Source organism: Bacillus sp. FSL M8-0049 (genome assembly GCF_038593355.1).
GTDB lineage: Bacteria > Bacillota > Bacilli > Bacillales > Bacillaceae > Bacillus > Bacillus safensis.
In genome coordinates this window covers 2,569,343-2,583,874 of the sequence record NZ_CP151986.1, presented here as the reverse complement: position 1 = coordinate 2,583,874, position 14,532 = coordinate 2,569,343, and the positions used below count along the sequence as shown (strand labels likewise).

Here is a 14,532-nt window from a genome sequence, read left to right as displayed (position 1 = left end):
TTTCCTTGTTACAGTGTATACATACTAAATGCATGTTTATAAATAAAAACTTATTTTTATGCAAAAACATTCCCAGAATCAAAACAAGCGAGAGGAGCTTTTCAATCATGTCACAAAATAAAAAAGTCGTATTAGCATATTCCGGAGGTCTTGATACCTCTGTTGCAGTTAAATGGTTACAAGAGCAAGGTTACGAAGTCGTTGCTTGCTGCCTGGACGTAGGTGAAGGAAAAGATTTAGCATTCGTTCAACAAAAAGCACTTCAAGTCGGAGCTGTTCAATCATACATGATTGACGCAAAAGAAGAATTTGCTGAAGAGTTTGCACTCACTGCATTACAAGCACACACAATGTATGAAGGAAAATATCCACTAGTATCTGCACTATCCCGCCCGCTTATTGCAAAAAAATTAGTGGAAGTGGCAGAAAAAGAAAATGCAGTAGCAGTTGCTCATGGATGTACTGGAAAAGGGAATGACCAAGTTCGTTTCGAAGTATCCATTAAAGCATTGAATCCAGACCTAGAAGTTCTTGCACCAGTGCGTGAATGGAAATGGTCTCGTGATGAAGAAATCGATTATGCACAAAAACACGGTATTCCAATCCCGATTAACTTAGACAGCCCATATTCAATCGACCAAAACCTTTGGGGCAGAAGTAACGAATGTGGCATTTTAGAAGATCCTTGGGCTGCGCCGCCAGAGGGTGCATACGATCTGACAAATCCACTTGAAAAAACGCCTGACACACCTGAAATCATTGAGATCACGTTTGAAAAAGGAAAACCGACAGCGATTGATGGTATCCAATATTCATTATCTGATCTCATCCTTCATTTAAATGAAGTCGCTGGTCAGCATGGTGTAGGCAGAATCGATCACGTTGAAAACCGTCTTGTTGGCATCAAATCTCGTGAAGTGTACGAATGCCCAGGTGCTGTCACACTTCTTAAAGCACATAAAGAGCTTGAAGACTTAACGCTTGTCAAGGAAGTGGCACACTTTAAACCAATCGTTGAACAAAAAATGGCTGAATTAATATACAACGGCTTATGGTTCTCACCGCTTAAAGAAGCACTAGATGCATTCTTACAAGAAACACAGCAGAACGTAACGGGTGTTGTACGTGTGAAACTATTTAAAGGTCATGCCATTGTAGAAGGACGTAAATCACCATATTCACTTTATGATGAAAATCTAGCAACTTATACAAAAGCAGACGAATTCGATCATGATGCAGCTGTAGGATTTATTAACCTTTGGGGCTTACCGACAAAAGTAAACAGCATCGTGAATAAAAAGGAGCAGGTTAAAGCATGAAAAAGCTTTGGGGAGGCCGATTTCAAAAAACACCAGAAAAATGGGTTGATGAGTTTGGCGCGTCCATTCATTTCGACAAACAATTAGTCAAAGAAGATTTGACCGGCTCCCTTGCTCATGCAAGTATGCTGAATAAATGCGGTATCCTCGGCGATGAGGAGGCCGCTGCCATCAAAGACGGGCTGAATACGCTCATGAAAAAGGCAGAGGCGGATGAACTGGAATTCTCAGTGGATTATGAGGACATTCATTTAAACCTTGAAAAAATGCTCATTGATGAGATTGGTCCGCTTGGCGGCAAATTGCACACAGCGAGAAGCCGGAATGATCAGGTCGCAACTGATATGCACTTATATTTGAATAACCAAGTCGAGCATATCATTGAACTGATCTCTTCCTTTCAAACAGTGCTTGTAGAAAAGGCAGAACAGCACGTTGAAACGATTTTTCCAGGATATACACACCTGCAGCGTGCACAGCCTATTTCGTTTGCCCATCATATGCTCGCCTATTTCTGGATGCTTGAGCGTGACAAAGCGCGTTTCCAAGATTCATTAAAGCGAATTAACGTGTCGCCGCTTGGATGCGGTGCGTTAGCAGGAACGACATTCCCGATTGATCGTGAATATACAGCAGAGCAGCTTGGCTTTGACCACATTTACGAAAACAGCCTCGATGGTGTGAGTGACCGGGACTTCATTTTAGAGTTTTTGTCTAATAGCAGTCTTGTGATGATGCACCTCTCACGTTTTTGTGAGGAAATCATTTTATGGTGCTCGCAAGAATTCAAATTCATTGAACTCGATGATACGTATGCAACAGGCAGCAGCATGATGCCGCAGAAGAAAAACCCGGATATGGCTGAATTAATCCGCGGGAAAACAGGCCGTGTGTATGGCAACCTGATGGGGCTTCTCACGATTATGAAAGGCTTGCCGCTTACGTATAACAAAGACCTTCAAGAAGATAAAGAAGGCATGTTTGATACAGTGAAAACCATCGCTGGCAGCCTGCAAATCTTCACAGGCATGATCCAAACGATGACAGTGAACGAAGATGTCATGAAAAAGGCAACAAAAGAAGATTTCTCAAATGCGACAGAAGTGGCAGACTACCTTGCGAAAAAAGGCATGCCATTCCGTGAAGCACACGAAATCGTTGGAAAGCTTGTGTATACATGTATTCAAAAAGGCATCTATCTAAGTGATCTTTCTTTTGAAACATTCACAGAAGCAAGCGATCTTTTTGAACAAGACATTTACACTGTTCTTGATCCATATGTTGCGGTTGAAAAAAGAACAAGTGCAGGCGGAACTGGATTCAAACAAATTCAGCTCGCTTTAGAAAAAGCAAAAGCCTGCCTGGCATAACTTATCAAGACCATTCGTTTATACGGATGGTTTTTTTGTCATGGAAAAAGGAGATTGATGATCATTGGAGAAATGAAAGCATACCTGCGTCAAGCAGAAGAGGGAGTGACAGCAGATCATGAAGAAAACGCTTGAGGCTTTGTTTCATCAACCACTCGTATCAGTGAAAACGTTAGGAGAACAATATGACGGACGGGCTAATGATGTGTGGCTGATCTCCTTACAAGATAAAACGGAATATGTAGTCAAATCTCCTAAAACTGCAAGAGAAGAAAGTGAATTTGTTTCTGGGATCAAAATGATCTATGGAGTAGATGACCGTACTGTAGAAGAGCATATCGATCAAATCAATCAAAAGCTGTCTCATACGAATTCCTTTCATATTCCAAAAGTTGTTCGTAAAGTGAAGAAGGCAGGGAGACATTTTTATGTAATGGAAAAAGTAGAAGGAACACCTTGTACATCTTTTGAGGGACGTTCATCAGACTTTTATAAGGATTATGGGAGGAAACTAGCACATCTTCATTCATATCGTACTGACTTTTTTGGTGCAGTCTACGGAGCTGAAAAGAAGCATTTGAGAGAATTCCATGCTGTGTTAAAAAAGGCTGTATCCAAACTCATAGGCCGCTATTACGCTGATCAGCAAGAATTTCACTGTTATGCAGAAATTGTGCTGCAAAAGATTGAAAAGCTAAAGCCCCCTGATTCAGCAAGTCTCATTTTAATTGATTTAGATCCGTCTCAATATATTGAAAAAGATGATCAAGTGACGAGTTTAGTTGATACAGAATATGTCGTATATGGACCAGCTGCGTTTGATTTTATTGCATTGGAATACCTTTTGACGAAAGAAGCTGCCCACAATGTTCAATTGGGCTATGAAGAGATTTGCCCGCTTCCTCGTGATCTTCATGAGGTGAAAGAGTGCTATCGTTTTGTTTCTCTGCTGCTCGATATCCATGGCTCATGGGATTTGAAAATGTGGATGAATCACCCTATATTGTTTGACTCATATCGATAAAGGGTTCATAAGTGCGCCAGATGCCGGTTTATAGTAAAGTAAAGATAACAAAAGAAACACGTGAACTTGCAACCTTTGCTTTAGGAGGAGATTGTGTGCGACACGCATTAATAACAGCGGGTTCTAAAGGACTTGGCCGGAAAGTCACCGAGTCTTTACTGAATATGGGGTATTCTGTGACAGTGAATTATCGAAGTGATGATGAAGCTGTCCGGCAGATGAAAGAAGAACTACAGCAGTACGAAGATAAGCTTCAATTTGTCCAAGGTGATGTGACAAAAAAAGAAGATTTAAAAAACATGGTAGAGCTGGCAGCAGAGCGATTTGGGCGGATTGATGCCCTGATTAACAATGCTGGCCCTTATATTTTTGAACGAAAAAAACTGGCGGATTATTCTGAGGATGAATGGTATCAAATGATGGAAGGCAACCTATCAGCAGTATTCCATTTGTTCCGAATGGTCATCCCAATGATGAGAAAACAAGGCTTTGGCCGCATTATCACTTATGGCTTCCAAGGTGCAGACCATGCGCCAGGCTGGATGCACAGATCAGCCTTTGGAGCGGCAAAAGTGGGCCTTGCGTCATTGACGAAAACCATTGCGATTGAAGAAGCCGAAAATGGCATCACGGCCAATATGGTGTGTCCAGGCAAAATCGTTGGAGACATGAAAGAATCGACAATAGAGGAAGCCCGTCAAATCAAAGACGATGAAACGCCGATAGGCAGGTCTGGCACTGGAGAGGATATAGGACGTATCATCTCATTTCTATGCGATGACCGTTCAGATCTTATTACAGGGACCGTCATTGAAGCAACAGGTGGTCTTAACGTGATTCACAGGCATTAAGTTTTTCAGCTTTTTATAGAGGGAATAAATGATATGAGATCAAAAATTGAAAGGTGGATATACTCACATGAAAGCTACATATCATGGACATTCAGTTGTACACATTGAAACAAACGGATACCATATTTGGATTGATCCATTTTTAAATGGAAATAAGCACACAGAGATCAAACCGCAAGATGTGAAAGCGGATGTCATTTTACTGACACATGGACATGGAGATCACATCGGCGACACCATTGAAATGGCTAAAAACAATGATGCACTTGTTGTCGCGCCCTTCGAACTTGCCACGTATTTAAGCTGGCAAGGGGTGAAAACGCACCCGCTTTCTATTGGAGGCGGCCGTGAGTTTGAATTTGGTAAAGTGAAGCTCACGCAAGCGTTCCATGGTTCAGCTGTCATTGATGAAGAGGCACAGACAATTACGTATACAGGGATGCCATCAGGTATTTTATTCACGGCAGAGGGCAAAACCATTTATCATGCTGGAGACACTGCACTCTTTTCAGATATGAAGCTGATCGGTGAACTGAATCATATTGAGCTTGCATTCCTTCCAATTGGTGATAACTTCACGATGGGACCGGAGGATGCAAGAATCGCAGCAGAATGGCTGCGGGCAAAACAGGTCGTTCCGATTCACTACAGCACATTCCCGCCAATTGAACAGGATCCGCATGCATTTGCAGACAGCCTGCATGGCGGCGTCGGTCATGTGTTAAACAGCGGGGAATCAATCGAGATTTAATCCTCATATGAATAAAGCTGGCAAACAAATGCCGGCTTTTTTTATTTGCCTTCATCTGCTGAAAGAAAAGACAAATTGCTATTAAAAGCCTCCTGCCCTTATAATGAAACATAGATGAAAACGCTGAAAACAAAAAGGGTGAACGGGATTGGCGACAAAGCATGAGCAAATTTTATCGTATATTGATTCATTAGATGTCGGAGAGAAAATTTCTGTCCGGCGCATAGCGAAAGAAATGAAAGTGAGTGAAGGTACCGCTTACCGGGCCATCAAAGATGCTGAAAATAAAGGATTCGTCAGTACCATTGAACGAGTCGGCACCATTCGAATTGAACAAAAGAAAAAAGAAAATATTGAAAAACTGACATATGCAGAAGTGGTCAATGTCATTGATGGACAGGTCCTTGGAGGACGCGCCGGATTACATAAAACGTTAAACAAATTTGTCATTGGAGCGATGGAGCTGGACGCAATGATGCGCTATACGGCTGCTGGCAACCTGCTCATCGTCGGAAACCGGATCAATGCCCATAGGCAGGCATTAGAGGCAGGAGCGGCTGTGCTGGTCACAGGCGGATTCTCAACAGATGATGAAATCATTCAGCTCGCAGATGAGCTGGAGCTGCCGATTTTATCGACAAGCTACGATACATTTACCGTAGCGGCTCTCATTAACAGAGCCATTTATGACCAATTAATTAAAAAAGAAATTGTGCTTGTAGAAGATATTTTAACGCCGATTGAACGCACCGTGTATTTATCACCAGAGGATAAGCTTGAAAAATGGTATGAAAAGAATTATGAAACTGGCCACGGCCGTTTCCCGGTCGCAGATGATCAAATGAAGATTCACGGAATCCTCACCTCAAAGGATATTGCGGGGCATGACCGCTCCACACCGATTGAAAAAGTGATGACGAAAAATCCGCTGACGGTCATTGGCAAGACATCTGTCGCCTCAGCTGCACAAATGATGGTGTGGGAAGGCATTGAGGTGCTGCCAGTTGTGGATGATCATGCGAAGTTGATCGGTATGATCAGCCGTCAGGATGTGCTCAAGGCGCTCCAAATGATTCAAAAGCAGCCGCAGGTCGGAGAAAAGCTGGATGATGTTGTCTCAAGAGGATTTAAAGAAACCGATACAGAAAAACCAAAAGCGGATGCGGTTTATCAATACGAGGTTACCCCGCAAATGACGAACCAGCTTGGAAACATTTCATATGGGGTGTTCACACAAATTTTAATCGAATCTGCCAACCGCTTCTTAAAATCTCATAAAAAGGGCGAACTGATCGTCGAGAGTCTCTCTGTCTATTTCTTAAAACCGGTCCAAATGGAATCCACAATCCAGATTAAGCCGAATATTTTAGAAGTAGGACGCAAGTTTGGAAAGCTGGAAGTCGAGGTTTATCACCAATCGAATATCGTAGGCAAAGCGATGCTGATGGTGCAGCTGATGGAGAGGGGATAATGATAAAAAGGGCGAACTTATGTCGCCCCTTTCCTTATTACGCGTGATCTTTTTCGCCTTCCTTTAAGAAGAGCGGAAGGTAATGCTTGTAGGCTTTATACCCAGCCCACGTACTGCCGATACCGACGGCAACAAAAATAAATCCGATGACAAATGCGAGTGACGAGCGGTTTAAAAATAATTGATTCACACCGAAGAGCAGGACAAAGCAGCCAAGTGCCATACTGGATTTCGCCGACCAGAATTTTTTCTCGACTGGCCGGTTCGTACGGACATTTTTTGCTTTGTAGTATAAATAAAACATGGCAGAACAAATAATAAACACAATCAAAACAAGCATGTGCCAAGCCTCCATTGTAAGTGGTTACAACCCTATTTTAAACGTAAATAGGCTTGCTTACTAGAATAAATTGTCTATTCCTCACTTTTCCGTCACGATAGATTATGATTTAATAATAAAAAGAGTATCGCATGAGAAGGAGTTTTTATGAAAAAAGAACTGATTAGAACCATATCATTATATGACACCATCATCATCCATAGACATGTAAGACCAGATCCTGATGCGTATGGATCGCAGTGCGGCCTTACGGAAATCTTGCGTGCCACCTATCCAGAAAAAAATATTTATGCGACAGGAACGCCTGAGCCATCCCTTTCATTTTTATATGAACTCGATGAGGTACCAGACGACGTGTATAAAGGGGCCCTTGTCATTGTCTGTGATACGGCCAACCAAGCAAGAATCGATGATCAGCGCTATTTAATGGGCGATAAGCTGATGAAAATCGACCATCATCCAAATGAAGATCCTTATGGTGATTTGCTTTGGGTGGATACAGAGGCAAGCTCTGTGAGCGAGATGATTTATGAATTGTACTTAGAGGGGAAAGAAGAAGGATATCAGCTGAATACAAAGGCGGCTGAATTGATCTATGCCGGCATTGTAGGAGACACAGGCCGCTTCCTTTTCCCAAACACAACGAAAAAGACACTCAAATATGCAGGTGAACTCATCGAATATCCATTTTCATCTTCAGATCTTTTCAATCAATTGTATGAGACAGATTTGAATGTCGTGAAATTAAATGGTTATATTTTTCAACATATTTCTTTGTCAGAGAACGGGGTTGCATCTGTTTTCATTAAGCGTGAAATTTTGGAATCGTTCCAAACAACAGCGCAGCAAGCCTCACAGCTTGTTGGGACACTAGGAAATATTGCAGGCATTAAGGCATGGGTCTTTTTTGTGGAAGAAAACGATCAGATTCGTGTTAGATTCCGCTCTAAAGGAGTCGTCATTAACACCATTGCGAAAAAATATCATGGCGGCGGCCACCCGCTTGCAGCCGGTGCGTCCATTTATGATTGGGCAGTAGCAGATGAGATTTTGCGTGATTTAGAGGAAGTATGTAAATCATCATCATAAGAGAGGAGGGATACTTAAGTCCCTTCTCTCTTTTTTGTCATGGAGAAAAGGGTTACTTGCATACAGGGATAAACCAGCAGCCGATGTCTGTTGAATCTTCATAGGCTTGGAGATTTTGATGCTTTAATTCTTTTTTAATTAAATGAGCCATCATTTCTGTCTCAGCATAGGCGCACATGCCGTCTTTGATCCGGCTTGCTTTGTCTCGTGCCATTTGACGATAGCTGTAAACCTCCATTGTCCTCACCTCTTTCTATTTAAGATCTCGTTCTACTTTTAGTGTATAAAAATGAAGCGTGAAAAGCGATCATTGAGGGCAGAAATTCATAAAAATTCCACAACCTCCTTATTCAGCAAATGAAATACGTACTTCAAGTGAAAGCTTCGTATAAATTGTCAGCTCTGTCACTTTCGCGCGATATGCCTTTTCCCGAATGGTATATTCTTTATTTTCCACTGTCCGTTTTAGTAATTCCTTTGTTTTATAGACACTTTCAATATCCTTTGTAATGACTTCTGAGATATCCTCCTTGACCTGATCTTCAAACTTTAGCGTATCTGGCTCTGGGATTTTATACTGCTCACGATTCACGAGATGAACATCTACGCTTTGAATCAGCAGCCGCTTCTTATTATCCTCATTTAACTTATGCAAATCTTCCCGATAGAGTGTGATTTGTTCTTTCAAACTGTCCATATGATGCTGCTGGCTTCTCAGCAGTGTCACTTGCTTTTCCTGAAAGGTTCCGTATGTAAAGAGAAAAATGAGCCAGCTTACAATCGCACCAAACATCATTCCTGCAAAAAAACGCTGCCAGCCTGGGCGTTTATACAGCTCCGGCACCCTCATGATGACACATGCTCCTGGGTGAGCCACGTAATAATGAGATACCCCGTTTGTGCACCGCCCATGGCAGAGATAATTAATAAAATCTGCTTGAAAATATCACGCGTGTTTCCTTCGAAAATGCCTCGTTCAAAGCTATAAACAGCATCAAATGTTCCACCGATAGCGGCGACAAGCGCCCAAATCTTTAAACGGTTGGCAAGACTAGTAATAATGGATAAAGGCGGCTGACCAGATAAATACGCACCAACACCGCCTATGATAGCACCACCCAAAATGACTCCAAGGGCGATAAAATAACAGCTGATAAAATTCGGAATAAAAGCTTCCTTCACATCCATTTTGTCCACCTCACTCTATTCAATATATGGCGTGTGCTGGACAAGTATGAACGGTCAGAAAAGAAAGAACATTTGTTTCTCATCGCATCGCGTTTTATAATGAAAGAATGACTTTAGACGAAAGGAGTGGATTAAGCATGTCTTATGTTCATCTTCAGGTCCACAGTGGATACAGCTTGTTAAGCAGTGCAGCTAAAGTAAAGGAGCTTGTGCTGAAAGCAAAAGAACTTGGCTGCAAGGCGCTTGCTCTTACCGATGACCATGTGATGTATGGCACGGTTGAATTTTATAAGGAATGTAAAAAACATGGCATCAAGCCGGTTATCGGTTTAACAGCTTCTGTCTTCATAGATGAACAAGAGACAGAGGCTTATCCCTTGGTACTCCTTGCAAAAAACAATGAAGGCTATCAAAACCTGATCAAAATCAGCAGTGTGCTGAAATCAAAATCAAAAGCCGGATTGAAAGAGAAATGGCTCAAAAGCTATCACCGCGGGCTCATTGCCATCACACCAGGCGCATCTGGGTATATTGAAACGCTTTTGCAGCATGATCAGTTAGAAGAAGCGCGTGAAGCCGCCAAACAATTGAAGCATATATTCGGCGAGGGACATGTGTATATCGCACTTCAGCCATTTCAGCAGGACGAATCGCTCGCCGGCAAACTGCGGGACGTCTCACAAAGTATGGACATTCCTCTTGTTGCGACGGGTGATGTTCACTATATCAATCGAGAAGACAAAATGGCTTATACGTGCTTAAAGGCGATTAAAGCAGGTAAGCAGCTTTCAGAGATAGAGGAAGACCGAGGAGAAAAGCATTTCAAATCCTTTGATGAAATGTTGGAATGGTATAGAGATGATCGAGAGCTGCTGACAAGAACGGTGGAGATTGCAGACCGCTGTGAAGTCGATTTAAATCTTGGGCAGACAAAACTTCCATCCTATCCAACTCCTGATCAATCAACAGCAGATCAGTTTTTACGCAGAGTGTGCGCAGAAGGGATGAAGCAAAGAAAGATTGCTTCAAATGACATGTATGTTAAAAGGCTTGAATATGAGCTGAGCATTATCCAAAAAATGAATTTCAGTGATTATTTTCTCATTGTGTGGGATTTTATGAAGTATGCGCATGACAAAGGGATTGTCACAGGCCCTGGACGGGGATCAGCAGCGGGTTCACTTGTTGCTTATGTTCTGTTTATTACGGATGTCGATCCGATCCGTCACGGTCTTTTATTTGAGCGTTTCTTAAATCCAGAGCGGATCAGTATGCCAGATATTGATATTGATTTCCCTGATACGAGAAGAGATGAAATCATTTCTTATGTAAAAGACAAATACGGAGACATGCATGTGGCGCAAATTGTCACGTTTGGAACTCTTGCAGCAAAAGCTGCTTTAAGGGATGTTGGACGTGTGATGGGAATTGATTCAAAAGCAGCGGACCGTCTTGCCAAGCTGATTCCATCAAAGCCAGGAACGACGCTGAAAGAAGCGGTGACTGCATCTTCTGAATTAAAAACGATGCTTCAGCAATCCGAAGAGCTTCGAAAGGTCTTCCAAACTGCTTTAAAAGTAGAAGGCTTGCCAAGACACACCTCGACACATGCAGCTGGCGTTGTGCTGAGCGAAGAGCCGCTGACAGAGGTCGTTCCGATTCAAGACGGCCATGAAGGTGTGTATTTAACGCAGTACGCCATGAATTATTTAGAAGACCTTGGACTTTTAAAGATGGATTTCTTAGGGCTCAGAAACTTAACATTAATTGAATCCATTAAAAACCAGATTGAAAGACAGGAAAACGTCCACATTAACTTTAGTGACATTTCATACGAGGATCAGAAAACGTTTGAATTGTTATCCGCCGGAGATACAACTGGAATATTCCAGCTTGAATCACAGGGAATGCGACAGGTGCTGAGACGCCTGAAGCCGTCTAGTTTAGAAGATATCGTGGCGGTCAATGCCCTCTATCGTCCAGGTCCAATGGAAAATATCCCGCTTTTTATCGACCGAAAGCATGGCAGAGTCAAGGTCTCCTATCCTCATCCTGATTTGTATGACATATTAAAGGATACATATGGGGTCATCGTCTATCAGGAGCAAATCATGCTGATTGCAGCGAAGATGGCTGGTTTTCAGCTGGGCGAGGCAGATCTATTAAGAAGAGCTGTTTCGAAGAAGGATAAAAAGGTTCTTGATGAAGAGCGAAGCCATTTTGTTGAAGGATGCCTAAAAAAGGAGTATCCTGTTAACATTGCAAATGACGTTTATGACTTAATCGTCAAATTTGCAAACTATGGTTTTAATAGAAGCCATGCTGTTGCATATAGCATGATTGGCTTTCAGCTTGCTTATTTAAAAGCGCATTATCCGTTATATTTTATGTGCGGTCTTTTAACGAGTGTAATTGGAAATGAAGACAAAGTTGCTCAATATTTCTATGAGGCGAAGGAAAAAGGGATATCTGTGTTGAAGCCTTCTATTAATAAGAGTGAGTTTCCATTTACGGTTGAAAAAGGGGAGATCCGCTACAGCTTAAGAGCGATCAAAAATGTCGGAGTGTCAGCTGTAAAGGATATATACAGAGCAAGACAGGAAAAGCCGTTTGAAGATTTATTTGATTTTTGCGCAAGAGTATCACCAAAGAGTGTCAACCGAAAAACGATTGAAGCGCTCATTTTTTCAGGGGCGATGGATGAATTTTATCCCAATCGTGCTTCGTTATTAGCATCGATAGATATTGCGTTAGACCACGTGTCATTTTTAAATCCAGAGGATCAGCTTGACTTTCTTGGGGATACAACCTTCTCCATTAAGCCAAAATATGCGGAGATAGAAGAAATGCCGCTTGTTGACCTCCTGCAATTTGAAAAAGAGGCACTCGGGTTATATTTATCAAATCATCCAGTACAAGCGTACCGAGACCGCTTAAGAGAGAATAGTGCAGTGGAAATCATCAGGCTTTCTTCCTATATAAAGCGTAAAATCTCAATGGGTGGTCTTTTGACAAAAGTGAAATCGATTCGGACAAAAAATGGACAATCGATGGCATTTGTTACATTTGGGGATGAAACGGGAGAAATGGAAGGCGTCGTCTTTCCAGAGCAATTTAGAAAGCTGTCCCCCTTACTTGAGGAGGGCACCATGCTTTATGTTGAAGGCAGAGTAGAGGTCAGAAATGACAGCAGTCAAATCATCGTGCAAGAAGCTGCTTTGCTGGAAGAGATGGACGCAAAAAGAAAAGAGTCTGTCTACATTCGGGTCAAAGAAGAGAATCATACGCAGGAGCTGCTAGAGCAAGTAAAACGAGTCCTCTCGATGCACAGCGGAGAAGCAGATGTCTATTTGTATTATGAGAAGCAAAAAAAGACGATGAGACTTCCAGATGCATACAAAGTTCATGCAAATCATGCTGTGATTTTCCAGTTAAAAGAGCTGCTCGGTGAACAAAACGTTGTGATTAAATGATGACAAATCGCCTGAATATGTTTTACAAATTCACCTATTGTGTTATCATTTTAAAGATTCTGTGTATTTAAAACTGCCAGTATGTGCTTATCAACTTAGCAAATCATTAAATCATTTTCCACTTGAAGGAGTGTTCATCACATGTCATTAAGAGAAGAAGCATTACATATGCACAAAGAGAATCAAGGCAAACTCGAATCAAAATCAAAAGTACAAGTGAAAAATGCGAAAGACTTGAGCTTGGCTTATTCACCTGGTGTTGCAGAACCATGTAAAGATATTTATGACGACACAAGCAAAGTGTATGATTATACAATGAAAGGCAATATGGTCGCTGTTGTCACAGACGGAAGCGCTGTTTTAGGGCTTGGAAATATTGGCGCAGAAGCATCTCTTCCAGTAATGGAAGGGAAAGCTGTATTATTCAAAAGTTTTGCAGGCGTAGATGCTTTCCCAATCGCGCTTGCAACGAACGATGTTGACAAAATCGTTGAAACAGTGAAGCTTCTTGAGCCGACTTTTGGCGGTGTGAACCTTGAAGATATTGCAGCACCTAACTGCTTTATCATCGAAGAGCGCTTGAAAAAAGAGACAAACATTCCAGTTTTCCACGATGATCAGCACGGAACAGCCATTGTGACAGTAGCAGGACTTGTGAATGCACTGAAGCTATCTGGAAAATCCATGTCTTCAATCAAAGTAGTGGCAAACGGCGCCGGGGCAGCAGGAATTGCGATTATCAAGCTTCTTTATCATTTCGGTGTACGTGATATCATTATGTGTGATACGAAAGGTGCTATTTACGAAGGCCGCCCGAACGGTATGAATGCAGTGAAAAACGAAGTAGCTAAATTCACGAACCAAGACCGCAAAGAAGGTTCATTAGAAGAAGTCATTGAAGGTGCAGACGTCTTTATCGGGGTTTCAGTAGCAGGCGCTTTAACAAAAGAAATGGTTGGAAAAATGGCAAAAGATCCTGTCATATTTGCTATGGCTAATCCAAATCCAGAGATCATGCCAGAAGATGCACATGCAGCAGGTGCAAGTGTTGTAGGAACTGGCCGTTCTGACTTCCCGAACCAAGTGAACAACGTACTGGCATTCCCAGGAATTTTCCGCGGAGCATTAGATGTACGTGCAACTCACATTAACGAAGAAATGAAAATCGCAGCTGTTGAAGCAATTGCGTCTCTTGTCTCAGATGAAGAATTGTCAGCTGAATATGTCATCCCTGCACCATTTGATGCACGCGTAGCACCAGCGGTAGCAAAAGCGGTGGCAAAAGCAGCAATGGAAACTGGTGTTGCAAGAATCAAGGTCGACCCAGAAGCTGTCGCTGAAAAAACAAGAAAATTAACGATTATCGGCGAATAATCAACTGGAAAAGTGTGCACGTTCTTTCTGAAATTGGAGGAAAAGCGTGCACCATTTCCTCTCTTATGCGAAAAATTTTTCATCCGGAATGAGATTTTTTTGTAGACGTTCACAATTCAAACATATCAACTGCTCAGCGCCCCAAACACATACTCATTTCTCATCAATTCCCCACTGAAAAAATTGAATGAAGGATGACAGCGTTTGACAAAAAAAGTACAATAGTTTCGGTACAGTTATGACATGTCCTATAATAGTGGATGTGCGTGTAAAGAAAAAACC

13 protein-coding genes are annotated in these 14,532 nt (G+C 42.0%); 9 read left to right on the top strand and 4 right to left on the bottom strand.

The genetic code is table 11. The features are described from left to right. The first annotated feature begins 107 nt into the window (after positions 1–107). The 6 genes from NSU13_RS13300 (at position 108) to NSU13_RS13275 (ending at position 6,786) form a co-directional block, all read left to right on the top strand. On the top strand, positions 108–1,319 hold the full coding sequence (locus tag NSU13_RS13300) for an argininosuccinate synthase (protein ID WP_024424806.1): 1,212 nt from the start codon (positions 108–110) through the stop codon (positions 1,317–1,319). Further along, positions 1,316–2,689 (top strand): argininosuccinate lyase, encoded by a 1,374-nt coding sequence (argH, locus tag NSU13_RS13295; protein ID WP_034624205.1) that lies wholly within the window; start codon positions 1,316–1,318, stop codon positions 2,687–2,689. The genes NSU13_RS13300 and argH overlap by 4 nt, the downstream gene beginning before the upstream one ends. 118 nt (positions 2,690–2,807) lie before the next feature. Next, on the top strand, positions 2,808–3,713 hold the full coding sequence (locus tag NSU13_RS13290; protein ID WP_342489554.1) for an aminoglycoside phosphotransferase family protein: 906 nt from the start codon (positions 2,808–2,810) through the stop codon (positions 3,711–3,713). A 95-nt stretch (positions 3,714–3,808) separates the two neighbouring features. After that, positions 3,809–4,564, top strand: a complete 756-nt coding sequence (locus NSU13_RS13285) for an SDR family oxidoreductase (protein WP_034279624.1) — start codon at positions 3,809–3,811, stop codon at positions 4,562–4,564. A 67-nt stretch (positions 4,565–4,631) separates the two neighbouring features. Further along, a complete protein-coding gene (locus NSU13_RS13280) occupies positions 4,632–5,315 on the top strand; it encodes a metal-dependent hydrolase (protein ID WP_041115017.1) in 684 nt (227 codons plus the stop codon). Between the two features lie 148 nt (positions 5,316–5,463). After that, positions 5,464–6,786, top strand: coding sequence for a CBS domain-containing protein (locus tag NSU13_RS13275; protein WP_034279630.1), 1,323 nt, complete (start codon positions 5,464–5,466; stop codon positions 6,784–6,786). A 37-nt stretch (positions 6,787–6,823) separates the two neighbouring features. Here NSU13_RS13275 and NSU13_RS13270 read toward each other — a convergent pair whose 3' ends face one another. Further along, positions 6,824–7,126: a YtpI family protein gene (locus NSU13_RS13270; RefSeq protein ID WP_003216665.1), complete on the bottom strand. Its 303-nt coding sequence runs from the start codon at positions 7,124–7,126 to the stop codon at positions 6,824–6,826. Between the two features lie 147 nt (positions 7,127–7,273). Between NSU13_RS13270 and NSU13_RS13265 the strand changes: the two genes are divergently transcribed. Continuing rightward, the gene (locus tag NSU13_RS13265) at positions 7,274–8,215 is read left to right on the top strand and encodes a bifunctional oligoribonuclease/PAP phosphatase NrnA (protein ID WP_024424800.1); all 942 of its coding nucleotides are present in this window, start codon (positions 7,274–7,276) and stop codon (positions 8,213–8,215) included. A gap of 52 nt (positions 8,216–8,267) precedes the next feature. Here the strand turns inward: NSU13_RS13265 and NSU13_RS13260 are convergent, their stop codons facing one another. From NSU13_RS13260 to NSU13_RS13250, 3 genes are all read right to left on the bottom strand, one after another. Then, positions 8,268–8,453 carry a hypothetical protein gene (locus NSU13_RS13260; protein WP_003216400.1) on the bottom strand — a complete coding sequence of 62 codons (186 nt, stop codon included), beginning with the start codon at positions 8,451–8,453 and terminating at the stop codon, positions 8,268–8,270. A gap of 108 nt (positions 8,454–8,561) precedes the next feature. Continuing rightward, on the bottom strand, positions 8,562–9,065 hold the full coding sequence (ytrI, locus tag NSU13_RS13255) for a sporulation membrane protein YtrI (protein WP_003216226.1): 504 nt from the start codon (positions 9,063–9,065) through the stop codon (positions 8,562–8,564). After that, on the bottom strand, positions 9,062–9,403 hold the full coding sequence (locus NSU13_RS13250; protein ID WP_024424798.1) for a YtrH family sporulation protein: 342 nt from the start codon (positions 9,401–9,403) through the stop codon (positions 9,062–9,064). Before NSU13_RS13250 ends, ytrI begins: the two co-directional genes overlap by 4 nt. 137 nt (positions 9,404–9,540) lie before the next feature. Here NSU13_RS13250 and dnaE point away from each other — a divergent pair, with 137 nt between their 5' ends. Together dnaE and NSU13_RS13240 are read left to right on the top strand one after the other, a co-directional pair. Then, a complete protein-coding gene (gene dnaE / locus NSU13_RS13245; RefSeq protein ID WP_342489553.1) occupies positions 9,541–12,876 on the top strand; it encodes a DNA polymerase III subunit alpha in 3,336 nt (1,111 codons plus the stop codon). A 141-nt stretch (positions 12,877–13,017) separates the two neighbouring features. Then, complete coding sequence (locus NSU13_RS13240) at positions 13,018–14,250, top strand: malic enzyme-like NAD(P)-binding protein (protein ID WP_025092260.1); 1,233 nt, start codon at positions 13,018–13,020, stop codon at positions 14,248–14,250. The last annotated feature ends 282 nt before the right edge of the window (positions 14,251–14,532 follow it).

Coding starts and splice junctions, on each gene's coding strand:
- dnaE (WP_342489553.1), top strand. CDS start 9,541: ATGTCTTATGTTCATCTTCAGGTCCACAGTGGATACAGCTTGTTAAGC.
- NSU13_RS13250 (WP_024424798.1), bottom strand. CDS start 9,403: ATGGATGTGAAGGAAGCTTTTATTCCGAATTTTATCAGCTGTTATTTT.
- NSU13_RS13260 (WP_003216400.1), bottom strand. CDS start 8,453: ATGGAGGTTTACAGCTATCGTCAAATGGCACGAGACAAAGCAAGCCGG.
- NSU13_RS13290 (WP_342489554.1), top strand. CDS start 2,808: ATGAAGAAAACGCTTGAGGCTTTGTTTCATCAACCACTCGTATCAGTG.
- NSU13_RS13300 (WP_024424806.1), top strand. CDS start 108: ATGTCACAAAATAAAAAAGTCGTATTAGCATATTCCGGAGGTCTTGAT.
- NSU13_RS13265 (WP_024424800.1), top strand. CDS start 7,274: ATGAAAAAAGAACTGATTAGAACCATATCATTATATGACACCATCATC.
- NSU13_RS13280 (WP_041115017.1), top strand. CDS start 4,632: ATGAAAGCTACATATCATGGACATTCAGTTGTACACATTGAAACAAAC.
- NSU13_RS13240 (WP_025092260.1), top strand. CDS start 13,018: ATGTCATTAAGAGAAGAAGCATTACATATGCACAAAGAGAATCAAGGC.
- argH (WP_034624205.1), top strand. CDS start 1,316: ATGAAAAAGCTTTGGGGAGGCCGATTTCAAAAAACACCAGAAAAATGG.
- NSU13_RS13270 (WP_003216665.1), bottom strand. CDS start 7,126: ATGCTTGTTTTGATTGTGTTTATTATTTGTTCTGCCATGTTTTATTTA.
- ytrI (WP_003216226.1), bottom strand. CDS start 9,065: ATGAGGGTGCCGGAGCTGTATAAACGCCCAGGCTGGCAGCGTTTTTTT.